This window comes from Pseudomonas sp. P7758 (assembly GCF_013386485.1).
Taxonomy (GTDB): Bacteria; Pseudomonadota; Gammaproteobacteria; order Pseudomonadales; family Pseudomonadaceae; genus Aquipseudomonas.
The window spans coordinates 17868-39562 of sequence record NZ_JACARS010000170.1; the positions used below are offsets into that span (position 1 = coordinate 17868).

The window sequence follows — 21695 nt, forward strand, 5'->3', positions numbered from 1 at the left end:
CCGTTGCTGGAGACAGAAAATGAAAGCGTGGCTTCTGAAAGATTTCGGTTTGGACAACCTGGTACAAGGGGACGCCGAGACCCCCGTCCCCAAGGCGGGAGAGCTGCTGGTAAAGGTGGGGGCCGTTTCGCTGAACTTCCGGGACAAGGCCATCGTCGATGGCATCTACGAGCCCCACAAGGTGCCCAAGCCATTGATTCCCGTCAGCGACGCGGCAGGCGTTGTCGTAGCAACAGGTGACGGTGTCAGCCGTTTCGCTATTGGCGACCGGGTCAACTCGCATCTCTACTCCCGCTGGCTGGACGGCATGCCTGGGCCGGATGAACCCGACTACTGCTTCGGCTCGCCTTTGCCCGGCGGCCTGGCGCAATACATGATCATCCATGAGGACAGCGCAGTACGTGTCCCCGACAACCTGTCGGATGAGGAAGCCGCGACTCTTCCGATTGCCGCATTGACGGCCTGGTACGCGCTGGTTGATTTCGGCCAGGTCGAGGCGGGCCAAACGGTGCTGGTTCAAGGTACCGGTGGGGTTTCGGTTTTCGCTGCGCAAATCGCAACCGCCCTCGGCGCCAAGGTTATTGTCACCTCCAGTCGGGATGAAAATCTGGAGGCTATGAAAAAACTGGGGGCGGTCGCCAGTGTGAACTATCGCACGCATCCTGGCTGGGCAGAGGAAGTCCTGAAACTCACCGATGGCAAGGGCGTGGACCTGCTCCTGGACGTCGCAGGCGGAGATGGCATCAATCAATCGATCGCCGCGACCAGGGTCGGTGGACGTATCGCCCAGATCGGATTCCTGACGGGCCAGACGTCTGCATTGAACCTGATGCCGATGATATTCCGGCAAACAACCATTCGCGGCATTGCCGTAGCGCCGCGCTCATCGTTCGACCGCATGAACGCGTTCCTGAGCGAGCACAGGATTCGCCCGGTAATCGACCGTGTGTACGCCTTCGATCAAGCGCGCCAGGCATACGAACACTTGGCCAGGGGCGCCTTTGGCAAAGTGGTCATCAAGGTCGGGTAAAGTCGACCGCCGGGCGTTTCACACAGGCAGGTGATTGCTGCGGGATTTGCCCAGGCGGTTCACGAATGACACCAATGGTCGTTCAAAGACCGGTTCCTGTTATTTATGGAGCAACACAGGTTTGGTGTAGTCGAAAAGAGGCTTTGCGACTAAACCGGTATAGGGGACATCGCCAAATGAGCAAGGGTAGTCCCCCTACCCCCACGGTGGCCGAACACCCGGCGCACCCGGCACATTGAAGGACCGACGCCATGCAGAACCTCAAGATCGCGACATTCAATGTCAACGGCATAAAGACGCGACTGCCCAACCTTCTGCAGTGGCTGGAAAAGGAGCGCCCGGACATCGTCTGCCTGCAGGAACTGAAGGCTCAGGACAACGCGTTCCCCGCTGGAGAACTTGAGGCGGCGGGCTATGGCTCATTGCACCATGGCCAGGCTTCCTGGAACGGAGTGGCAATTCTCGCGCGGGATTCCGAACCCCTTTTGATCCATGAGGGCTTGCCGGGAGCCAAGGACGACTCGCAGTCTCGATACCTGGAAGCGGCTGTCCATGGCGTGATTGTCGGATGCCTGTACCTGCCCAACGGAAACCCGCAACCCGGGCCAAAATTTGATTACAAGCTCGCGTGGTTCGAACACCTGATCTCCCACGCCGCAACACTGCAGGCCAGCGAACATCCGGTGGTCCTCGCGGGTGACTACAACGTGGTGCCCACCGACCTGGACATCTACAACACCCGCTCATGGCTCAAGGATGCCCTCCTCCAGCCAGAAAGCCGTGAGTGCTTTCAAAGGTTGCTTTCCCAGGGCTGGATCGACTCGCTGAGGCAGCTGTACCCGGAAGAGCGGGTGTACACGTTTTGGGATTATTTCCGTCAGCATTGGCAGAAGAATTCCGGGCTGCGCATCGACCATCTGCTGCTCAACCCGGTACTCGCCCCGTACCTGAAAAACGTCGGCGTAGATGCATGGGTACGGGGTGAAGAGCATGCCAGTGATCATGCGCCGACGTGGATCGAGATCTCATCACGGCAAACCCGGTCAAGAAAGAAGCCAAAACGCAGTTGATCACAAGCCACGACGCAGACTATCGGCACACGTGCCGATCCCCGACTCACCCATCCCAAGGTGTGATCCGGGCTTACTGATTGGGCGCAAATTTCGCGAGCTTCAGCCAGCGACTTATGGCCTCAACGAGTTCGGCCTTGCACTCCACCGGCAGCCAATGCCCGCCAGGCAGGCTCGTCACTGTGAGGTCTGCGCAGGCCGCGCGCATTGGATCGCCCAACTGATTGCCGTTGATGGTATTCATCGGGTCGTAATCACCGTTCACAAACAGGACGGGCATGGACAGGCGGCCGCCATCGGGTGCGCGATGGGCGTATTCGATGTTGGCATCGTCGTTCAGATACCACGCGCAGGGCGTGCGGAAACCATGCTCCTCGAACGTGCGCACCAGTGCCGCGAAGTCCGTCTCGGGCCAGAGCGCCGGGTCTGGCGGCGTCGGGGGAGCCCGGTGCGCTTCGCCAAACCGCCCGCCTTTGCGGGTCACTTCGGCATTGGAGGCGACCCTGGCGATGCTTGCAGGGTCGCCTCTTCGATAAATCGACGCCAGCGATGCTGCTTTGTCCGCGTCAAGATCAGCCACGGCGGACGCAAAATGCGTGTTGTAGTAGCGGTAATAGTCCCATTGGCCGTCTGGATACTGGTCGACCGGGTAAATCCCTCGGTCAACCAGCGGTATGAGCGTCGCCAGCGCGTTCGTGGAAGGAAAGTACGGAACCGAAACCAGCACAACGCCGCGGCTGCGCCAAGGTTCATGGGCGACCAGTTCACCGGCCACGACGCTGCCCCAATCGTGGCCCACCCAGATGGCGGGCGTTCCACCGAGATGGTCATGCAGCTCTGTCATGTCTGCCACGATGTTTTCAATCGTGTACGCATTGATCGCGGCCGGCGCCGAAGAGCCGCCATAGCCGCGCATATCGGGTGCGACACAGTGCCAGCCTTGGGCAGAGAACGCTTCCATCTGTGCACGCCAGATCAAACCGAGTTCGGGCCAACCATGCAGGAACATCATCAATGCCCCATCGGCAGGTCCCGATTCCAGATAATGCGTTGTGTGACGGGGCGTACTGAAGACGCGCGAAGTCAGCTTGAAAGTGGACATAGGATCTCCTCATGTCATTCCGGCGCGATGTCTCACTGTAGGTCACCTCGGGTGAATGAGCACCACTGCCCGCATATTTTCAGGTCGCGCTTATCCTGGGAGCGGGAGCAAAAGAACTAAAGCAACCACACGTCAATCAACGTTGTAGAAAATTTGAATTAGCCAGTTGCCCGGCCGGTCAAGAATTATGAACGCAGTAAATCTGACGAGGTAACAGCAATGACTATCCAGGCAGAGACACTCGTACAACTGACCGAAGCCCTGCAAGAGCGAGGCATGCATCTGGTTTCAGATGTTCACTTCACCCGCGCGCCCTATCGGCAGAATCACCTCTGGGTCTGCACTGTGGCGTAACGATCCCTTATGATGCTTGCCTGCCAGAAGGTCGCCAACCGCGACAGATGGATCAATGCGAACACTCTTATGGATAAGCCCGATGCGGATCAACGTTCTGACAATTTCCCTGGCCACCTTGATGATGACCGGGTGTGCCAACCATGGCGCCAAGCCTTCGACGCACGCGCTGGCGACTCAAGATAACGTAGTTGGCATCTGGGCCATGGTTCCTCTGCGCAACGGAATTGCCAACGTGGTCGAATACAGCGCTGATGCCAAAGCCACATTGCATCCATTCAACTGCGCTGAACCCGGGAAGCACCAGGAAAAAGAAGTGAGCGACTTCAAGGTGTCCGACGATGGAAAGGTCATCCATCTCAAATCACCTTCAGACAACTTCGACCTGAAGGTCCTGGCATTCGACCCGCAGACCATGACGCTGAGCATGGATGTTTCGGATACGAGCCTGACCTTCAACTACGTAAAAGTCAGTAACGTCGCACCGCTGTGTGCCCTTTATCCAAACGCCGCCGCTGAAGCTGCGCGCAAAACCCCTTTCAAGGCCAGTGATTTTGTAGCGGATCCCGGGATACCTGCCCACTCCGGTATGGAGCGATATATTGGCAAGTGGGCAAATGACAAAGGTGAGCTGGAGGTAGAAGTCATCATGGGTCCCAACGGCAGTGCCTACCTCTACATGGCTTCCAGCAAAAACTGGCACTTCCTGTACAACGAGGTGCATTGGGTAGGCGACGAACTGCATTTTGAAAGCTATGCCTATTCAGACCTTCCCTCTCTTTACAGCCACCCTTTCCATAAATCCAAGACCCACAGCATTCTTCAGCCGAGCGGCGACGGAGGATTACGTTATTCGATCTTTATCGATAAGCGCCGGTACGAATTTCTATTGAACCGCGCGAAGAACTGAGGTTGAGGTAGCGCAGTACTGTTGCGATGACCGGGCGGTGCATCTGCAACGCAGAAGGCAAGGAAGCCTCGCAAACGAAGTGGATTGCGGACCTGTTGAACAATTGCCGACCGGAAACAAACAAGGGCTTGCATCAGCTTTCGCCCGCAAACCCTTGATTTTAGATGGTGCCCGAAGCCGGAATCGAACCGGCACGCCCTTACGAGCGGGGGATTTTAAGTCCCATGCGTCTACCAGTTTCGCCATTCGGGCGGTAGCGCTATGCAGCAGGCCAAGCAGCGTTAAAAGCCCTTGAGCGTTGCAGCAGGCTAGGGAATATATAGATCCAGCCCCCTCGATGCAAGGTCGGGTGCGGGCTTTTTCAAACAATCAAGTGGCGCCCTGGCAAACAAAAAAGCTCGCCAGATCAGTCATCTACAGATTTTGCAGGCGGGAGTGGGCAATGGCGATACCGACCGCTTCACCAGGTGCCGCACCCGTGCCCCACGTGCATCAGGAAAAATAAGTCATTACCGCAATAACCACTGAAACCCAAACCAGGGTCATCAAAAACGACAGCGCAGCTAATGTCTTGCCCATTTGCCTACTCGCCCCGATGAAATCACTTCAAGGAACCCTCCCAGCGCCGCTTGAGAATAGCCACGCACGACGCAGTTCGCCTTCAACCTCCCACGAAAATCGTGGATACGATACTCCACGCAAAAGGTTAGTTCCTTCAGCAGTCCCGCCCACAAGTTACTGAGCCGCTGTTTATTCCCTGATACCCCAAAATGATCATCCCCGGCTTTCCTGCTCCTGCGGCGCCCCGGCCCATCTGATACGCTTTTTTCTTCTGCATCTGCCCCTGTATCGAAAACCGCCCTGCCCTGACAATACACCCACTCCCGACACGCCCGTGGAGCCCGGCAGGAACCGTCCTGCCGGCCCGTTCATTTCGGAGGCCTTATGGCTAAGATGGCATTTTTCCTGTTCGGTTTTCTTGCGCTGACCATCGCAATTGGTCTGCTGGCCACCATCTCACCGGTCTAGGATCCATGGCCTGCTGACGCAACCCGCTGGAGGTCAGAGGGCGTGTCAGCCGGCAAAAAACATCGGATACAACGACAGCACCAACAGCGCCGCCATCGACCAGTTGAACACCCGCAACCAGCGTGGCTCGCGCAGTACATTGCGCAAGCCGCTGCCACAGCCGGCCCATACGCAAACGCTGGGCAGGTTTACCAAGGCAAACACCGCAGCAATCAACAGCACGTTGGTGACATAACCCTCGGCAGGCGTGTAGGTGGTGATCGCGCCCAATGCCATGACCCAGGCCTTGGGGTTGACCCACTGGAAGGCCGCCGCACCGAGAAACGTCATGGGTTTGCGCTTGTTATCGGTGTCATCGGACATCGCGCTGGACGTTGCGATTTTCCAGGCGAGGTACAGCAAATACGCCGCCCCCACATAACGCAATACGGTGTAGGCCCACGGCAACGCCTTGAACACTTCTCCCAGGCCCAGGCCCACGGCGATCACCAACAACATGAAGCCAATGCTGATGCCCAGTGCATGGGGGATCGAGCGAATAAAACCGAAGTTCACCCCGGACGCCAGCAACATGGTGTTATTGGGACCAGGGGTGATTGAGGACACAAAGGCGAACAGCGCGAAGGCTGAAAGCAGGCTTGAAGACATGAGCATGGCGCGACATCCGAACGAGTACTGTGGCCGTGACAGTAGAACGTTGCGCCAGCCTGCGCCCCGTACAGCTACGGGTAGATACGGTCATACACTTCGCCAGGCCTGCCAACAAGCGCCCTCCAACCAAACTGCCATTGGTTTGCCTTCATTGATCGGTATACTTGCGCCCTTCTCTGCACCCTGTGCTGAACACATCCTGAAAGGACACTCGATGAGCAACTACCTCGACCGCGCGCTGACGGGCCTGCGGACCCTGGGCATCAATCTTCTGCAGCCGGTTCCAGACGCACCGGTACTGGTATTGCTGGACCGCGTGGCCCAGTACGACACCGCCAAAGTCACCGCTATCGCTGCCGTGCTGCAACAGTCGACCACCTTTAACAGCGTGGTTCGCGAGCAGATCGCCGGCATGGATATCTCCACGCGCTTCATGGACATCACCCAGAGCTTCACCTCGATTCGCGAAGACGCTGCGGCCATGGCGGGCTGGATGGATGATGGGCGCCTGGATACGCTGGAGAAGCTCAAGCTGAGCTGGATGAACCTGCGTCGTGGCTCGATCCCCAGCCGCTTCAGCGAGATCCGTGAAAACTACCTGCAGGTGTGCAAGTCGGCCAATGACCAGATCTCCCGGGAAACGGTGATTCTGGAGGCCTACCTGGATTTTCGCATGGCCATGAAAGCGGCCGAGGTCGATGCCCAACAGGTGCTCGCCCTGGCCGGCCAGGTCCTGGAGCAGCGTACCCAGGCCTTGAACGAGGCCAACGCCCAAGTCACGGCTGCCGAAACCCTGGCGCCGGCCGAACGCGCGGCCTTGGAATTGCGCCGTGACGAAGCCGTACGCGCGCTGCAGGACGAAGACAAGCGCTACCAGATCGTCAAGGACATCGCCGATGACCTGAAGGTCGGCTACAACACGGCCGAAATGGTCTTCGCCCGGATCAACCAGGTGCATGTGATCAAGGAGCGCCAGTACCAGCGCATGGTCTCGTTCTTCTCTACCAACGAAGTGGTGTTGACCGGCCTCGCGGTGTCGTTCACCAGCAACAGTGGACTGGCCGAAGCCACCAACACGCTGAACGCCACCACCGAGGGCATCAGCAAGGGTCTTGAAGCCCTGGGCAGCACCGGCAACACCCAATTGGAAGCAGCGGTCAAGGCCAGCTATGGCTCCACCATCAAGGTCGACTCGGTGCGCGCCCTGGCCGACGCCACCCTGAGTTTCCAGACGGACATGCACGGCCTGACGGAAACCTACCGCGCTGAATCCAGCAAGGCGTCCCGTGACATCGCCGAAGCCGTCGAAGAGGCCAAACGCAAGTTCGCCGCATTGCTGACCAAGGCCGCTTGATGAGCGACATTCTTCTCTCCGAGCAACTCGGCGCGATGGCGCTGGTGGATCAACTGCGCCACCAGCAGATGGCGGTGGAAAAGGACTTGAGCCTGCCCCAACGCCGCGCAGAAGTGGCGGCGCGCATCCGCGAGTATTACCAGAACAACGGCATTCAATTTACCGAAGCGCAGATCGATCAGGGCGTGCGCGAATTCTTTTCCAAACGCCTGGTGTTCGAGGCCCCGGAACTGAGTGCGCTTGACCGCTTCTGGAGCAAAGTACTGCTCAGGCGGCATCGCGGCATACTCGTCATCCAGCTCATCGCGGTCACCTTGCTGGTGGTGCAATGCAGCCGGGTGATGGTCGCCAGACACGAGATCCAAGAGGCTCAAAGAGCGGCCATCGCCGTCGAGACGAACGCGGCACAAAAACAATCAGACATCGCCCACCTGAAGGCTCGCTTGAGCGCCGTGCAACAGGACCCGGCCTATATTGAGGGCGGCGACCTGTTCAGTGCCTTGCCCCGACTGAATACCAAGGCCGAACATGCCCTGGCCATGGTCGATACCTCCGGGGTCGATTACGCCAGTGAGCAGATCGGCGTGCTGGAGGCGTTTTTAGCCAAGGTCAAGGCAGTCCAGCCGATGACCGACCAGCTCAACGAGTTGACCCGCAAAGTCGCCGACATTCACCTGCCCGCCGCCGACAGTAAAGCGACGCGGGGCATGCAGGCCGAATTGGTCATGATCAAAGACCTCATCGGGAAATTCGAAATCGAAAAAGCCGGCGGCCAACTCAGGGCCCTGCGTGCCAACACCGAACTGATCCCCAAGGAGGTGACCATTCGGGTTGTCGACCGGCCAGGCACGCCGTCCGGTGTCGAGCGCTGCTACGACAAGGCGCTGTGTAATTCCAATCCTGGTTCGACCCAGGGCAAGAGCTGGTATTTGGTTGTCGAAGCCGTCGACCTGTCGGACAGGCCGGTTCTACTGCCCACCGTCAGCAGTGAGACCGGCACCGGCGCGTGGGCCAGCCAGTTCGCTGTGCGGGTACCGCAGGCCGAATACCTGAAGGTCAAGGCCGACAAACTCGACGACGGCCACCTGACCAACCGTGTGATCGGCCGCAAGCCGGCCGGCAGGATGGAAGTCACCTATTTGAGCCAACGGACCACCGATCCGCTCGAAACGATATTGGAGTGGTGAAGACATGACGCCTGACACCCTGATCGGCATCACCGAACGTAACTCCCGCAACGCCGAGCTGAGGATTCGCACGGCCGAGCAACACCTGTCTGAACTGCTCGGCGAGCAACTGGCGCTGGAGCAGGACATTACCCAGCGCCTGGGTAAAATCGCGGCCCTGCACCTGAACCAGGGCAACACGCAGAACGAGCAAGTCGCCGCCGCCCTGAACCTGCGCCAACAGTCCCAGGACCAGCTCCACCAGCAACTGCGCGACGCTGAGCAGACCGTGGCCCAGGCGCTGGCGGGCAAGGAAAAACTGCAAGCGCGAGCCGACACCCTCGACCAGCAAGCCCGGCAATCCCTGGAACAAAACCCCGACTACGCCCGCCAGGTCGAGCAACTGGACCTGGCCCAGGCCGCCCACCGAGAACACGTCAGCGGTTATGAAGACTTGCGCCAGGAGTGCGCACTGAAGCGTCCGACCTTTGATACCAACCTGGTCTACGTCTACCTGCGCGGACACGCCTTCGGCACCGACCAATACCGGCGCAACCGCCTGAACCGCTGGATGGACAACTGGCTGGCGACTAAGGTGAACTACCTCGCCAACCGCAAGAACGAGCTGAGCCTGATCGCCCTTGGTGAGCGAAACGAGGCCTTGCAGGCCGAGCGCATCGCCCTGATCAGCACCTTGAGTGCCAGCGTCGATGCGCAACTGGCTCAGGCACGTGACCAGTTGGGACAGGCCGCAATTCAACCCGAGCTCGACACCCTGCAACGCGTAGTCGACAACGCCAAGCGCCAGGCCAATGCCATCCAGGAAAAACTCGGCAGCTACTCACGCAACGAAGACCCGCAGTACCAGCGCGCACGCCAGTTGCTCACTGACCAGTTGAAAACCCGCAGCATCGGCGAATTGATCGACCTGGCCAGCCACACCCCGGACGACGCCGACGACCTGATCGTCGAGCAACTGCAAACCCTGAACCTGCGCTTGAAAGCGGTGGTACAGCAACTGGCGGATACCCAGGAAGAGGCCGTGGTACACCAGAACAGCTACCAGCGTGCCAAAGACCTGGAGCGCAAAGTTCGCAACGATGCGTTTACCGGCCGCGATGTTTATTTTGACCTGTCGACTGACTTCGAGCGTCTGGTAGAGAGCTACATGACCCAGGGTGCAACCCTTGGCCAGGTTGTGGATGTGCTTAGCCGGGGCCTTAAAATCGTGCGCCGCAGTCAGGTAGCGGCAGGGGCGACGCGAGGCTATGTCAGCGCATCGATCAGCCCTGTCGTCCTTGGCGTCGCCACCGTCGAAAGCAGCAATAACAACACGGCCAGCTTTTCGACGTCAGGCAGTACAGGCGGCGGCAGCTTCAGGACGACCGACAGCTTCTAGCCTGGCGCGAAGCAAATCCGGGACTTCCTCGTTGCTAGCTGTCAGACAACGAGGAAGTGATCTGCGCAATCGCATCCTGATCCAGCCCGTCCAGCGTGCGGTAGTGGTTGATGATCAACGTCTCCTTGTCACTCAGGGTGGCCTGGTTGATAACCGCCCTTTCCCCCGTCAACACGTAAAGCACGTCCACGCCTTTATGCCGGATGGCAATCAGGTAATCGGACTTGGGCGCCCGCGCGCCACTTTCGTAGTGCACCTGAGCATTCGCACCCACACCGCCAATCGCACCAAACTCCTGTTGGGAGAGCCCCAGGATCTTGCGTTCCTCTTTCAGGCGGGTGCCGAGTTTATCGTCCATGGCGGGTACCTCAATAAACGTGTTTAACACCCACCATACGCTTATGCGCAGGAGCGGGGTCTATTCATTCGGGTGGCTACCTATTGCGTGCGCACGAAGGCGAACATATGCGGCACGTAATCGGCCTTGCCGAGCGGCACACCGTTATGGCGAAGGATGTTATAGGCGGTCATCAGGTGAAAATAGAACTGTGGAATGGCCCAATTGACCGCGTATTCGTAGGCAGTCATGTCGAAAATAGTACCGTCGGGAAGTTCTATCGAGATAGCGCGCTCGCTGCTGTCGATGAGTTCGCGATCTGCCGAGGCGAGGGCTTGCAGGGTTTGCTCGATCAACCCACGCGCCTCGCTCAGGGTTGCGGGTGTGCTCAGAACCGGCAGCGGTTGATGGGTGAGACGCTGGACCGATTCCTGGGCCTGGGTGCACGCAAACCGGATTTGCGTTGCGAGGGTGTGCATGTCGGGCGCCAGCCGCGCGCTCAGCAGGTTTCGCGGGTCATAGCCCAACTCGCCGGCATGCGCCTCGCCTTTGGACAAAAGCCCCTTGAGCGAGCGCAACATCTGCGCAAAGCAAGGGACGGTGATTACATAGGTCGACATCGTTCTTCCTTGACTGGATGCTGAGCGTGGGAGCATGCCATGGGCACGGTCTGCGCGGCTAGCCGGCAAGCTTCATGCAGCTTCACGTGACGTCAGCGGCGAGCCGACTTACCTTGGCCGCCCGCCCCTCTTACTGGTGTAGAGCGTGCTAAAGATCGCCACCCTTGCCGCCGGCTTTATCTGCCTGTCGATGCTGCCTGCTGCCCAGGCGAGTGATGGGTTCTACGTCAACCCGCAGTCCACCGCCGCACAGTGGGTCCAGCAGCACCCCGATACGCCTGCCACTGCAAGCATCCGCTCAACCATTGCCGAGGTGCCCAGTGCCCTGTGGCTGACCGGCACCAGCCAGGCCATAGGAACGCTGGCCGAGCGCGTCAATCGCTATGTAACCTCTGCCGCCAGTGCTGATAAAACACCGATTTTGGTGGCCTATAACCTGCCCCACCGCGACTGCAGCGGTGGCGCCTCGAAGGGTGGCGCACCGGCAGCGGCGGAGTACCGGGGCTGGATAGACCAACTGATCAAAGGCATTGGAGACCAGCCGGCGCTGGTTATCTTGGAGCCGGACGCACTGGCAGACCTGCAGTGCCTGGACAAGAACAAGCGCGCCGAGCGGCTGGGGCTAATCAATTACGCCGTATCGGGGTTCAACCAGCGCGCACGCCATGCCGATGTTTATCTGGACGCTGGCAATCCAGGCTGGAAATCCCCAGGCGCCATGGCCGATGCGTTGAATGCAGCCGGGGTGAAACAGATCCGGGGGTTTGCCCTGAATATCGCCAACTTCTACACCCTCGCCCAGGTGCGCAGTTATGGTGATGCCATCAATGCCAGGTTGTTAAGCGAATACGCCTATACAAAAGCCGTGGCGGTGGATACCAGCCGCAACGGCAATGGTGCGAATCCTGGAGACTGGTGCAACCCGGTGGGGCGCAGACTGGGCATGCCACCGCAAGTGCTTTCGCCACGGTTGGTTGCCCTATGGATCAAACTCCCGGGCAATTCGGACGGTGCGTCTTCGACGAAAACCGATTGTCATGAAGGCCCGGCGGCAGGCACCTTCAGTGCCGAACTGGCACTTCGCCTGATTGATGGACACTAACGGCGAATGAGCCTTGCATCACCTGGATTCATTGCTCAGGATAGCGCTCTTGAGCTGAACATCGGCAGGGAAGCAGCAGGTTACCGAGGCCGACAACACATGACGCTCCATGAAGATAGCCCGCTGCACATAGAGGTGTGCCAGCGCCAGAAACACCTCTGGTTCTGGCTCCCAATTGGTCTTTTGATGGTTTTCTTGACGATTACCTCGACGATTTCCCTGGGTACAAATCCGCCGGAATGGATGTTTGTCGCACTCAACTTTGGCTGGGCAATCGTCGCGCTGACACTGCTGGTGAAGCTATCGGGTATTTGTTGCGCCAAGTGAAGCACCCAGGCGTTTCAGCTTGCATCGCGAATCACTCGGGCTCGTGCCCTCACCTTGATACGTCGTCAATGCCAGACAAACAACGTGAAACAACTCACATTTATGGAGTTTCACGGTTGAAGGTCAAAATTTGACCAAATATATTTCGCCCCACCCGAGCGCTCACCTCTATACGGATATTGTTCTGCGCCTGCTCGGGCCCCCGGAGATGCGCAGGCAATAAAACATTGAGGTTTGCCATGCGTCTTTCCAAACTCGCCCCAGCCGCCGCCCTGTTCAGCCTGTTCACTTTGCCCGCCCACGCCGCCGACCTGTCTGCCCTCACCGGTGCCCTGTCATCTGCCTTGGGGGGTGCCGGCAACAGCAACAACACCGTCAACGCCAACAGTGCCTCCTGCCAGCAACAGATCCGCGACCTGCAGACCAATATCAATGCGGCCAATGCCAAGGGCGATACGTTGCGCGCGACCGCGTTCCAGGCAGCACTGACACAAACCAACAAGAGCTGCAGCAACAGTACCTACAACACTCAGGCACAAGTGGACACTAACCCTCAGCGCCAGCAAAACGTGAACAAGGCTGCGGATGCGATCAACGCAATTGGCGGCTTGTTCAAGTAAGTCGGGCTGCCCTGCGAGAAGGCCCGCGATTGCGGTTTTTTCGCCCATCGTACTTACCGGCAGACAATAAAAAACCCCGTAGACGTTAATCTACGGGGTTTTCTGGTGTGGAGGATTGTCGTCCCCCTTCACCTTAGCCAATGGCCGCCGACAGCTGCCATGTTCGCTTATTTCTTGGCCCAGTTGAGGATGTACTTACCGTAAGCACCTTCAAACCCATCGACGGCAATCGAATAGGTTTCACCCTTCTTGGCTGAAAAAGTCACAGCACTGGTTACATCATTTTCCGACTGGTTATTGTTCGTGCCGGCCACCGGCATCGAATTCAGGCTCGTGCTTTTATAAACGGCAAGCACGGTGTCGAATTTTGAGCCTGTGGTATCAAATGTGAAGCTTGCATCTTCTGGGGAAGTCCATTTGCACCAGACCGAATGGTAAGGCTTGGCAAAAGGAATATGTCCAGACTCACCAGCCTGGCTGGTGGCTAGTGTAGTGTCGCCGGCAACTGTACCTTTAACACCCTCGATAACCGTGGCTTGCGAGAAATCATCTGCGCAGCTCAGCGAGCTGCTTGTGCCGTTGAGGCCCTGATAGATCAGCGTGCCGGCTCCGAGCACGACAACAGCAATGGCTATTGGGAAAATAATGCGTGGTACGGCCATGACTCTTCCTTTTGAGGCGTATAGTTTCTGAACTACTGCCATAGCAAGCGCAGCTTTAAATGGAAAAATGGATATCGGCTGATTAACGCCCATGAAATCATGCCATGGACGTTAAAAATGGCACATCAAGCTATAAATCTCAGGAAACAAGTGGATTTTCTCTCGACCAGCCTGCCCGCCAGAGGCCCCTCGGTCACGAGGGGTGGCGATATTAACATGATGCATGCACCTGATCATCCAACTCCTGTCATCCCGTAGATGTCTTTAGGGGTGTGAATGCGATACAGGTAGAGATCAATTTAAAAATCAATAAATCTATGCCGTCTCCCGCTCAAAAATGGAAGACGGAGTTCAAAATGGAACAGCAAATAAATCATTTCCCTTGGCATCCGAAGATTGCCGCAAGCGATATACCTCATATTCAAAACGTCAGCGTGACCGCAATCGTGTCGGTATAAGTGCCGGCCGGCAAACCCACCTTGCCTGGGGATTTACCGTAAATATTCACGGCTTGCGCAACCCCGGTGCTGGCCGTGAGATTGATAGTGCCGTTGTTGGCAAGAATTTGCGTGTGGGCGGCGTCGGTGTAGATGTCATAGGGCGCAAAGTGGCCGGCACCGTCTGCCAGGGCACGCGTTCCACCGGTGGATTTGCCATCATTGGCGCCGGACGTGATGGTCAATACCGGCGAAGTACCCGCCGAGCATTGAATAGACAAAGGCGCCCCGCCGCCGCCCAGCACTTGCCCATCAGCCTCGGTATACAGGGTGTTGGCGGTACCAAAGTTCAACGCACCGAAATTCAAGCCTGTGGTGCCTCCCACGCCGTTGACCAGGCAACTGTTGATCAATATCAGCGACGCACTGATTTGACCGGTGACAGTGGTCGCGGCCTGGGAGCCGGACATCCAGGCCAGTGTCGTCAACGCCAGTAAGACTCTTGAGATAAGTCCATTCATGAAGCTCTCCTTATGACTTGCCAACCCAGCGCGCCGGTTCAGGTCCCTGAGGTAGACCCTTGACACTTGTACAAGGATGGCCGTTGCGTAGAAGGTTAGTCAGTCAAAAGGAAACTGCCAGCCCGAGGCCAATCGCTTTCACTTGCGGGAGGTTGCCTGGAGAGCTTTTCGGCCTTGTACCCGCAGGAATCACTGGCCAGTTTTCGCTCCGTCGCTGCACGTCAGCGAACGGGTATCGGAACCCGGAAATTACAGGTACCTCCCTATCGATGATAAGCCTTCCGGTAGGTTGTGGGGCTCACGCCCACGATCGAGAAAAAGTGCTGACGTAACGACAGGCTTGTACCAAACCCGCAAGCGTCAGCGATCGACTCGACGCTGTGGTCGGTTGTTTCAAGTTGCAGTTGGACGGCCTTGATTCGCTCATTCGTGAGCCACTTGCCAAACGTCGAGCCGGTCAGTTGCTTGAAGTGCCGGGTGAAACTGCGTCGACTCATCGCCAGCCTCGTCGCCACTTGATCGATTGACAACGGTTGTTCCAGGTTTGCCCGAAGCCAGTCCAGCAACTGGCCGAGACGCTGGTCGCTTGCGCCTTGAGGAACAGGCTGGCTGATGAACTGGGCCTGGCCTCCGTCGCGATGGGGGGAAACCAGCAGTTGACGCGCCAACGCGTTGGCAACCCCCCGCCCGTAGATCCGCCTGACGATATGAATACAGCAATCGAGCCCTGCGGCCACGCCTGCAGAGGTCAGGATTTGCTGCGCCTCGACATAGAGCACTTTGGGGTCCACTTCAATGCGTGGGAAATCTCGCGCCAGATGCGCCGCCCACGCCCAGTGCGTGGTTGCCCGCTTGTCGCACAGCAGGCCCGCATGGGCAAGCACGAACGCCCCCAGGCACAGGCCGACCACCAGCGCGCCCCGTTCATGGGCTGCCTGAAGCGTTTCGAGGAGTGCGCTCGGCGGCCTTTCGGTGACGTCCCGCCAGCTGGGAATGATGACGATGTCAGCTCCTGCAACCTGGTCCAAACCATGGTCACAGTGGATCGCGAAACCGGCGTTGGTAACCAGCGCCCCCTCTTCGCCCGCGCAGACCACCAATTCAAACCAGGGCGAATCCCCCACTCGGCGATCTTTACCAAATACGAGGCACGGCACAGAAAGGTGAAAGGGGCTGATGCCGTTAAAGGCGATGACTGCAACTTTCACACTTTTTTTCATAGGGCGGGCCTGATCGAGATTGGCCCGATTCTAATGAAAAATGGTCATTGGGCCAATGGTGTGAGTTCCCGGATGCGTTCACTCTGATCGCAGCTGCATTTCACCGGGAAATGCGCAAATCAGAGCTCAGGGCCTCAATGAACATCGCCACCTTTTGCACGCTGGGAGCACTTATGACCACTCTTTCGATGACCGCACCGGCACACGCCAGCGAACCGGTGCCGTCCGTCCCCTATACCACCGAGTCCACTGGCTATCATTGGTCCAGCGTGGACGGCGTGAGGGTTTTTTATCGCGAGGCCGGCCCCAGGGACGCGCCGCCCCTGGTGCTGCTCCATGGCTACCCTTCGTCCTCGCGCATGTGGGACTCGCTGATCCCGCTGCTTGCTGACCGGTATCACGTGATCGCCCCCGACTACCCCGGGTTCGGCAGAAGCGACGCGCCCTCGGCCGCGACCTACACCTACACGTTCGACCATCTGGCCGACACCATGAGCAAGCTGCTCACGCAATTGCAGATCCATGAATACACCCTGTTTATGCAGGACTACGGCGGCCCGGTAGGCTTTCGGATGATCCTCAACGCGCCGCAAAAACTGCACGGCATCATCATCCAGAACGCCAATGCCTATGACGAAGGCCTGGGTGCCAAGTGGGCGAACATCGCCAAGTACTGGAAGGCTCCCGCCGAACATCCCGAACAAGTCGATGGGTTCACGGGGTACGAGGGCACGAAGCAGCGCCATCTGGGCACCAGCCCTCATCCCGAGCGTTACAACCCTGATGCTTGGGAGGACGAGTTTGCCGCCTTATCCCGTCCGGGCCAGCGGGCGATACAGTCGGCGTTGTTGCTGGACTACCAGAACAACGTAGCCTCTTACCCAAAATGGCAGCAATGGTTGAAAGACAACCAACCGCCGATGTTGGTCATGTGGGGAAAATACGACCCGTCGTTCATTGTGCCGGGAGCCATGCGCTACAAGGATGATGTGCCGGGGGCCGAGGTTCATATTCTGGACGCGGGGCATTTCGCGCTCGATGAAAAAACCGAGCAGATCGCCAGCCTGACGCGTCAGTTCATGGCGCGTATCACCGCCGGTAAATAGTAAAGAGTGGGAGGCCCGCGCCCGGCTGATCGTCGGGTAACCCTGCAGTTCGTCGCCTCAAGCATTCCACTTCACCCAATCTCGAATACTGTATACACATACAGCACTCGAAATACCTCCTATGAACATCGACGAAGACACCTGCGGGTGGCTTGGCATCCCCACGCCTCTCGAAATGCACAAACAACATGCCCGGCTGCTCGAGAACGAGATCCAGGAACTGAACCTGCAACTGCGCAAGGCCCGGGCGGATATCTTCGGCCTGGTCGCGATGCTGACAGAAGCACAGGCAAAGAACGAAGAGTTTGCCGGATACCTGAGGCTGCGCGGTGCCGAAGCTGCAGCGATGAGGAAGCAGATCGCCAACCTCACCACTTCAGATCGACTCAGCACGCGCGAGGCCGAGAGGCTGCGCAGTGTGCTGAACGAACTGATGTCTCACCCGAAAACCATCGTCTAAGCTCAGGTTTCAGGTTGAGGGCTTGGCCATGTGCGGAAGACTTTCCCAGTACAGCGGCATTCACGACTTCGTCGCGGCGCTGAGCATGCAATGCCCTGGCGAACTCCGTGGGTGAGTTGCCGCTGGGAGAAAATCGACCTGCAACCGAGTGGAAGCTGACGCTGTTGATGACGGCGCTGAGGATCGCGCCAATCATCGTTTGGCTGAACGCCAACGCAGCCAAACCACCCCGACCAGCCCCAACGGCACCCCCAGGCTGAGCCATGAAAGCAGGTCATAGACGCCGTCACCAATCAGCGCCGAAAGCAATCCGAACAGGCTTAGAACAAAGAGCAACAGCGGCCAGCGAAAGATCATCCACAGTCCGCGCCTCATGATCGGCCCCCCATTTCCGGCCCGCTGGCATGCAATTCATCCAAGCGTTTTTGCAACGGTACCTTGCGACGGCTCAGCCACAGGTAGAGCCCACTGCCGAGGATGACGATGCTGATGAGATCGAGCAGCGTCCAGATGATCTTCAGCGGCACACCACCGTAATCACCAAAATGCAGCGGCTGCGAAACCAGCAAGGTTTTCACGTACAACGGCATCTCACGCATGTCGGTCAGCTCGTCGGTACTCGCATCCACCAGGGCCGGCTTGAGCAATCGCGCAGTGAGCGGCGTGGTGCCGCGCATGAACACTGCGTAATGGTGCTGGCTGCTGAACTGAGTACCGGGAAAGGCGATGAAGCTGGGCTCCATGCCTGGCGCCGCCTTACGCGCGGTATCCAGCGCTTTTTGCAACGACCCGAGGCGCTCCAGCGGCGGCGCATCCTTGTAGGGCGCGGTCATCTGCGCCAACTGGTCACTCTGCCAAAAGTCGAAAATGGGCAATGCCAGCGTATTGATCACGCCTGTCAGCCCCACCACCAACACCCAGGCGAGGGTGACGATGCCGAGCACGTTATGCAGGTCCAGCCATTTCAAGCGTGAACTGCGCCCGTTGCGCACGGTGGCGAAGTCCAGCTTGCGCATGAACGGTGTGTACACCACCACGCCGGGCACCAGCGCCGCGACCAACAGCAGCCCCATGAATCCTAGGAACAGATAACCGGGCAACCCCATGAATAAATCGGTATGCAGGCGCAACATCAGGTTCATGAACCCTTCGTCTGGCGGCACCGCAGGAAATAACTCGCCAGTGCGTGTATCGAACGACTGCGAATGCCCCTCGATCGGTGGCGGCATAATGCTCGTTGCCGTGTACACCGTACCGAGCGGACTTTCCGGATCGAAACCGACAAAACGCACGACCTCCCCCGGCTGCGCCACCAATGCACTGGCAATGACGGTGTCGTAGTCGATTGGTGGTGTATCGGCGGTCAGCGGGCGCAGGGGCGGCGGCGGCTCGAAGTAGTGCTCAATCTCTTCATGAAAGATCAGTGGCAGCCCCGTCAGGCACAGCAACAACAGGAAAACGGTAGCGATCAGGCTGGTCCATTTGTGGACCAGAAACCAGATACGCAAGGTGCGTGCAGTCATGCTCGGTGGTTTTCCTTAAAGCGCCAGGGGCGCCGTAGCTGGCGGTCACGCAGCAAAGCCTGATTGCGCTGAGCATCGGATAATTCCTTGGTGTGTTGTTGGTTGGAGGCGGCCAGTTGCTGCTCGATGGCCAGGCGCTTGTCCTGCTCGGCGCGGGCCTCGGCGCTAGCGGCATTGCCGATCGCGTCAAGGTCCGTCTGGAATTGCCCCGCCTGCTTTGCCAGCTTCCCGTCAAACCGCCAGTCCTGCACCTTCCAGGCAGCGCCGACGCTAACGGCCATGGCCAGCAGGATCAGCGACGCCAAGCCTGCCAGCTTCTGCATGGTCGTCATGCCAGCACCTCCAGCGCTTTGTCATACAGCGCCTGGCGATCTTCCAGTCCATTGATTCCGCCATTGATGCGGCGAGTGATCTTCACGAAGTCGCCCTGATCCGCCAGGGTATTAAGCCCCGCGTCGACCAGAACCACGCCGCCGACATCGTGGCGTATTGCGGCTGCTCGAGCAGTTCGGGCTGATTGATCAGGTCCAAGCCCAGGGCATCGCCACACGACTTGTAGTTGGCCCGCCCGGTGATCTGGATCAGGCCGCGGCCACGGTACTTAAAGCCATCACCATTCACCGTATTACCCAAATCGGTGCGCCGTTCGTAGCCTGCCTGCTGCGCTGTGGGCCCCACAACTCTTTCAGCCAGCGGAACGGCCCCGACTCATGCCCGACCTGGGCGATGAACGCAGCAATGCGCAGTCGAGTGACGATTCCGTACTTGGCCATGGCCGAATTCAGCACAGGAACAAAAACGCCGGCTTGGCGGCCGGAGCTCGAGAGGATCTGCAGCAATTGCTGCGCCGTAATCGGCATGCTTTTCTCAAGGCGAAAAAAAGCCCGCTCATTGGCGGGCTTGTATTTGGTGGCAATCAATTATTGAATATCCAGCTGAGTGAGATCAAATCCATGTTATGTATATCAATCCAAGGCAAGAACAACTGTTAAATTCGGAGAGAATGTCACGTCTACTCTTTGAAGATATAAAAAACCAAAGAATCTATCAAAGATCCATCTTATGGGTCTCGCGAATAAATTGTAAATCGCGTATTTAGCAGGAGATCCAAATATTGGCATTGATGGAGCACCGCAGTATCTAACACTAAGACCAACAGAATCTGCAAAATATCTAATTTTCCCGCTACCGATAGTTGTCTTATGCGTAACATCTCCGTGCTGATGAATTCGGCCAAGAGGACTATCGCCATTTGGGAACCTAGCCAATATTGCACCGCCAGGATTTAGCTTGTTTTTTACCTCGGCTAAAAAACCAGGAATTTCAACCTGATCGATATGCTCTAATACATCGAAGATTGCGACAACATCAAATCTTTTACCGCTTGGAATATCGGACAAACTAGAATATGACTCATACCCCATAGATGAAGCCATGCCCACAAGCTCATCATTTAACTCGACCCCTACAGTTTCAAGTCCAGAATCAACAGCGAATGACATGAACTCTCCATTTCCAAACCCAATCTCTAGAACGCTTTCAATATTTGAAACGCCCGTCCTCTTAAGTTCAGAATTAAAAAAGGATCTGTGCCACTTGCTATGCGAACCAAAGGAATCACAATCCCAGCCCTTCCAGGAGAGATAATTTTCTTTATTTTCACCTACCATAATTCCCTCTCGCTTTTTATTATGTAGAAGAAGTCAAATCATCTTGATGCGCTTCTTGCTGGGTATGAAATCCATCTACCTCTCTTGACTTCCTTCCGAAAAGTATAACTATTACTGAGAAATACAATAACGAATACAGATAAAAGCCACCGGCAGAATTTATTGTAGAGGCAACAAGTACTGACAAATAGAAAACAACAAACTCCCTATTAACCATTCTTGCCCTAAGCATTCCAAGAACGACAAGCGAGAGAAATACTAAAACTCCGATTATTCCATAGAACAAAAACATCGAAATCCACAAGGAGTTCTCTCTAACCTCCCCAACCAAAGCCGGCATAAAAATAGATGATGAATTAAGCCCAAACCCAAGAAGTATACCGCCATACTGCCTTGCAAGGTCCATCGACATAAATGTAGATGTAAGTCTTTGATTTGTAAATAAATCTTGTAACTGATCACGAAGACCGCTATCGAAAATAACTTGAACTCCGCACGAAACCCTGCCAGTAGTTCTTTCGAACCCATTAAGGCTTACAACAAGATTCGCGCAATCCATCATGAATAGCGTCGACATAGAAACAACAGCAACAACAAATATAAATATCTTAGCTGACGTACTTTTTATCCCGTACAAACAGGAGTACAAAAAAATCGCCAATAAAGTTGTCAGGATAGAAATAGGAGAGAATGTAATGCTTAGAGCGATCAGAGAAAGTGCAATATCAATCTTTGATTTTCTTAACCACCCAACAATCATTAATACCGCAGCAATCGGAGCAAATGAGGACGGCTCGGACAAGAATGCTTGCGGTCTAATCAAGTGCTCTGCAAAATATGTATTTAGAAGAAGTGAGACACCTGCTGTATAAAAAACAAACAGAGAGGCGACCGCAATTACCACAGAAAACCTTGAGAGAAAAATAAATACATCACAAAACTTATAAAGATCATCCCTGGCAATAGTCAGCGCATAAATACAAACAAAAAACAAATAAACCCAAAGCCTTATAGCGGCATAAAGA

Annotated in this window: 22 protein-coding genes, 1 tRNA gene and 3 pseudogenes; 12 read left to right on the plus strand and 14 right to left on the minus strand. The window is 56.9% G+C overall.

Annotated elements, in window-relative coordinates; genetic code table 11:
• Positions 1-19: 19 nt before the first annotated feature.
• Both HX873_RS28955 and xth read left to right on the plus strand, forming a co-directional pair.
• A complete protein-coding gene (locus HX873_RS28955) occupies positions 20-1030 on the plus strand; it encodes an NAD(P)-dependent alcohol dehydrogenase (RefSeq protein WP_102368990.1) in 1011 nt (336 codons plus the stop codon).
• Between the two features lie 251 nt (positions 1031-1281).
• Positions 1282-2100, plus strand: a complete 819-nt coding sequence (xth, locus tag HX873_RS28960; protein WP_177123572.1) for an exodeoxyribonuclease III — start codon at positions 1282-1284, stop codon at positions 2098-2100.
• A 73-nt stretch (positions 2101-2173) separates the two neighbouring features.
• Here xth and HX873_RS28965 read toward each other — a convergent pair whose 3' ends face one another.
• Positions 2174-3202 (minus strand): alpha/beta fold hydrolase, encoded by a 1029-nt coding sequence (locus tag HX873_RS28965; protein ID WP_177123573.1) that lies wholly within the window; start codon positions 3200-3202, stop codon positions 2174-2176.
• Positions 3203-3638: 436 nt separating this feature from the next.
• Here HX873_RS28965 and HX873_RS28970 point away from each other — a divergent pair, with 436 nt between their 5' ends.
• On the plus strand, positions 3639-4466 hold the full coding sequence (locus HX873_RS28970) for a hypothetical protein (protein WP_008435070.1): 828 nt from the start codon (positions 3639-3641) through the stop codon (positions 4464-4466).
• 165 nt (positions 4467-4631) lie between these two features.
• Here HX873_RS28970 and HX873_RS28975 read toward each other — a convergent pair.
• Together HX873_RS28975 and HX873_RS28980 are read right to left on the minus strand one after the other, a co-directional pair.
• A tRNA-Leu gene (locus tag HX873_RS28975) sits at positions 4632-4718 on the minus strand.
• 822 nt (positions 4719-5540) lie between these two features.
• A complete protein-coding gene (locus HX873_RS28980) occupies positions 5541-6149 on the minus strand; it encodes a LysE family translocator (RefSeq protein ID WP_177081501.1) in 609 nt (202 codons plus the stop codon).
• Between the two features lie 211 nt (positions 6150-6360).
• Between HX873_RS28980 and HX873_RS28985 the strand changes: the two genes are divergently transcribed.
• From HX873_RS28985 to HX873_RS28995, 3 genes are read left to right on the plus strand one after another with little or no spacing between them, the layout of a single operon-like run.
• On the plus strand, positions 6361-7500 hold the full coding sequence (locus HX873_RS28985; protein ID WP_177123574.1) for a merozoite surface protein 3b: 1140 nt from the start codon (positions 6361-6363) through the stop codon (positions 7498-7500).
• Entirely contained in the window at positions 7500-8687 is a 1188-nt protein-coding gene (locus tag HX873_RS28990; protein ID WP_177035499.1) for a DUF6384 family protein, read from the plus strand. Before HX873_RS28985 ends, HX873_RS28990 begins: the two co-directional genes overlap by 1 nt.
• Before the next feature lie 4 nt (positions 8688-8691).
• Entirely contained in the window at positions 8692-10065 is a 1374-nt protein-coding gene (locus HX873_RS28995; protein ID WP_177123575.1) for a hypothetical protein, read from the plus strand.
• Positions 10066-10099: 34 nt separating this feature from the next.
• Here the strand turns inward: HX873_RS28995 and HX873_RS29000 are convergent, their stop codons facing one another.
• Positions 10100-10423 (minus strand): helix-turn-helix domain-containing protein, encoded by a 324-nt coding sequence (locus tag HX873_RS29000; RefSeq protein ID WP_087693937.1) that lies wholly within the window; start codon positions 10421-10423, stop codon positions 10100-10102.
• Positions 10424-10503: 80 nt separating this feature from the next.
• The gene (locus tag HX873_RS29005) at positions 10504-11022 is read right to left on the minus strand and encodes a DUF1993 family protein (RefSeq protein ID WP_102368907.1); all 519 of its coding nucleotides are present in this window, start codon (positions 11020-11022) and stop codon (positions 10504-10506) included.
• 145 nt (positions 11023-11167) lie between these two features.
• Between HX873_RS29005 and HX873_RS29010 the strand changes: the two genes are divergently transcribed.
• The 3 genes from HX873_RS29010 to HX873_RS29020 all read left to right on the plus strand — a co-directional run bounded on the left by HX873_RS29010 (position 11168) and on the right by HX873_RS29020 (position 13071).
• The gene (locus HX873_RS29010; protein ID WP_177123576.1) at positions 11168-12124 is read left to right on the plus strand and encodes a glycoside hydrolase family 6 protein; all 957 of its coding nucleotides are present in this window, start codon (positions 11168-11170) and stop codon (positions 12122-12124) included.
• A 6-nt stretch (positions 12125-12130) separates the two neighbouring features.
• Positions 12131-12451 carry a hypothetical protein gene (locus HX873_RS29015; RefSeq protein ID WP_177123577.1) on the plus strand — a complete coding sequence of 107 codons (321 nt, stop codon included), beginning with the start codon at positions 12131-12133 and terminating at the stop codon, positions 12449-12451.
• Positions 12452-12690: 239 nt separating this feature from the next.
• A complete protein-coding gene (locus HX873_RS29020) occupies positions 12691-13071 on the plus strand; it encodes a DUF1090 family protein (RefSeq protein ID WP_003207691.1) in 381 nt (126 codons plus the stop codon).
• Positions 13072-13238: 167 nt separating this feature from the next.
• Here the strand turns inward: HX873_RS29020 and HX873_RS29025 are convergent, their stop codons facing one another.
• From HX873_RS29025 to HX873_RS29035, 3 genes are all read right to left on the minus strand, one after another.
• Positions 13239-13733 carry a hypothetical protein gene (locus HX873_RS29025; RefSeq protein WP_087693941.1) on the minus strand — a complete coding sequence of 165 codons (495 nt, stop codon included), beginning with the start codon at positions 13731-13733 and terminating at the stop codon, positions 13239-13241.
• 421 nt (positions 13734-14154) lie between these two features.
• On the minus strand, positions 14155-14691 hold the full coding sequence (locus tag HX873_RS29030) for a spore coat protein U domain-containing protein (RefSeq protein WP_177123578.1): 537 nt from the start codon (positions 14689-14691) through the stop codon (positions 14155-14157).
• Positions 14692-14954: 263 nt separating this feature from the next.
• Positions 14955-15911 (minus strand): GlxA family transcriptional regulator, encoded by a 957-nt coding sequence (locus HX873_RS29035; protein WP_177021945.1) that lies wholly within the window; start codon positions 15909-15911, stop codon positions 14955-14957.
• A gap of 137 nt (positions 15912-16048) precedes the next feature.
• Between HX873_RS29035 and HX873_RS29040 the strand changes: the two genes are divergently transcribed.
• From HX873_RS29040 to HX873_RS31885, 3 genes and pseudogenes are all read left to right on the plus strand, one after another.
• Positions 16049-17017, plus strand: coding sequence for an alpha/beta fold hydrolase (locus tag HX873_RS29040; RefSeq protein WP_256349677.1), 969 nt, complete (start codon positions 16049-16051; stop codon positions 17015-17017).
• Positions 17018-17138: 121 nt separating this feature from the next.
• Entirely contained in the window at positions 17139-17477 is a 339-nt protein-coding gene (locus HX873_RS29045; RefSeq protein ID WP_008435088.1) for a hypothetical protein, read from the plus strand.
• Positions 17478-17505: 28 nt separating this feature from the next.
• Positions 17506-17644, plus strand: a pseudogene (locus HX873_RS31885) (DUF159 family protein); the annotation flags it as partial.
• Positions 17645-17669: 25 nt separating this feature from the next.
• Here HX873_RS31885 and HX873_RS29050 read toward each other — a convergent pair.
• The 6 genes and pseudogenes from HX873_RS29050 to HX873_RS29075 all read right to left on the minus strand — a co-directional run.
• Positions 17670-17852, minus strand: coding sequence for a hypothetical protein (locus tag HX873_RS29050; protein WP_177123579.1), 183 nt, complete (start codon positions 17850-17852; stop codon positions 17670-17672).
• Positions 17849-19000 carry a PepSY domain-containing protein gene (locus tag HX873_RS29055; RefSeq protein ID WP_177123580.1) on the minus strand — a complete coding sequence of 384 codons (1152 nt, stop codon included), beginning with the start codon at positions 18998-19000 and terminating at the stop codon, positions 17849-17851. Before HX873_RS29055 ends, HX873_RS29050 begins: the two co-directional genes overlap by 4 nt.
• A 41-nt stretch (positions 19001-19041) precedes the next feature.
• Positions 19042-19332 (minus strand): annotated as a pseudogene (locus HX873_RS29060) (lysis protein); the annotation flags it as partial.
• Positions 19329-19860, minus strand: a pseudogene (locus HX873_RS29065) (glycoside hydrolase family 19 protein). The pseudogenes HX873_RS29065 and HX873_RS29060, both read right to left, overlap by 4 nt.
• 105 nt (positions 19861-19965) lie before the next feature.
• Positions 19966-20670 (minus strand): bifunctional 2-polyprenyl-6-hydroxyphenol methylase/3-demethylubiquinol 3-O-methyltransferase UbiG, encoded by a 705-nt coding sequence (locus HX873_RS29070; protein WP_087693945.1) that lies wholly within the window; start codon positions 20668-20670, stop codon positions 19966-19968.
• 19 nt (positions 20671-20689) lie between these two features.
• A partial coding sequence (locus tag HX873_RS29075) for a hypothetical protein (RefSeq protein WP_177123581.1) occupies positions 20690-21695 on the minus strand: 1006 nt, incomplete at its 5' end.

What these genes read in the sequence shown, in the direction of transcription:
- HX873_RS29050 (WP_177123579.1), bottom strand. Translation starts at nt 17,852, where the DNA reads ATGAGGCGCGGACTGTGGATGATCTTTCGCTGGCCGCTGTTGCTCTTT.
- HX873_RS29025 (WP_087693941.1), bottom strand. Translation starts at nt 13,733, where the DNA reads ATGGCCGTACCACGCATTATTTTCCCAATAGCCATTGCTGTTGTCGTG.
- HX873_RS29040 (WP_256349677.1), top strand. Translation starts at nt 16,049, where the DNA reads ATGAACATCGCCACCTTTTGCACGCTGGGAGCACTTATGACCACTCTT.
- HX873_RS29055 (WP_177123580.1), bottom strand. Translation starts at nt 19,000, where the DNA reads ATGACTGCACGCACCTTGCGTATCTGGTTTCTGGTCCACAAATGGACC.
- HX873_RS28990 (WP_177035499.1), top strand. Translation starts at nt 7,500, where the DNA reads ATGAGCGACATTCTTCTCTCCGAGCAACTCGGCGCGATGGCGCTGGTG.
- xth (WP_177123572.1), top strand. Translation starts at nt 1,282, where the DNA reads ATGCAGAACCTCAAGATCGCGACATTCAATGTCAACGGCATAAAGACG.
- HX873_RS28970 (WP_008435070.1), top strand. Translation starts at nt 3,639, where the DNA reads ATGCGGATCAACGTTCTGACAATTTCCCTGGCCACCTTGATGATGACC.
- HX873_RS29030 (WP_177123578.1), bottom strand. Translation starts at nt 14,691, where the DNA reads ATGAATGGACTTATCTCAAGAGTCTTACTGGCGTTGACGACACTGGCC.
- HX873_RS29000 (WP_087693937.1), bottom strand. Translation starts at nt 10,423, where the DNA reads ATGGACGATAAACTCGGCACCCGCCTGAAAGAGGAACGCAAGATCCTG.
- HX873_RS29045 (WP_008435088.1), top strand. Translation starts at nt 17,139, where the DNA reads ATGAACATCGACGAAGACACCTGCGGGTGGCTTGGCATCCCCACGCCT.
- HX873_RS28985 (WP_177123574.1), top strand. Translation starts at nt 6,361, where the DNA reads ATGAGCAACTACCTCGACCGCGCGCTGACGGGCCTGCGGACCCTGGGC.
- HX873_RS28995 (WP_177123575.1), top strand. Translation starts at nt 8,692, where the DNA reads ATGACGCCTGACACCCTGATCGGCATCACCGAACGTAACTCCCGCAAC.
- HX873_RS28980 (WP_177081501.1), bottom strand. Translation starts at nt 6,149, where the DNA reads ATGCTCATGTCTTCAAGCCTGCTTTCAGCCTTCGCGCTGTTCGCCTTT.
- HX873_RS28955 (WP_102368990.1), top strand. Translation starts at nt 20, where the DNA reads ATGAAAGCGTGGCTTCTGAAAGATTTCGGTTTGGACAACCTGGTACAA.
- HX873_RS29015 (WP_177123577.1), top strand. Translation starts at nt 12,131, where the DNA reads ATGAGCCTTGCATCACCTGGATTCATTGCTCAGGATAGCGCTCTTGAG.
- HX873_RS29035 (WP_177021945.1), bottom strand. Translation starts at nt 15,911, where the DNA reads ATGAAAAAAAGTGTGAAAGTTGCAGTCATCGCCTTTAACGGCATCAGC.
- HX873_RS29020 (WP_003207691.1), top strand. Translation starts at nt 12,691, where the DNA reads ATGCGTCTTTCCAAACTCGCCCCAGCCGCCGCCCTGTTCAGCCTGTTC.
- HX873_RS29070 (WP_087693945.1), bottom strand. Translation starts at nt 20,670, where the DNA reads ATGGTAGGTGAAAATAAAGAAAATTATCTCTCCTGGAAGGGCTGGGAT.
- HX873_RS28965 (WP_177123573.1), bottom strand. Translation starts at nt 3,202, where the DNA reads ATGTCCACTTTCAAGCTGACTTCGCGCGTCTTCAGTACGCCCCGTCAC.
- HX873_RS29005 (WP_102368907.1), bottom strand. Translation starts at nt 11,022, where the DNA reads ATGTCGACCTATGTAATCACCGTCCCTTGCTTTGCGCAGATGTTGCGC.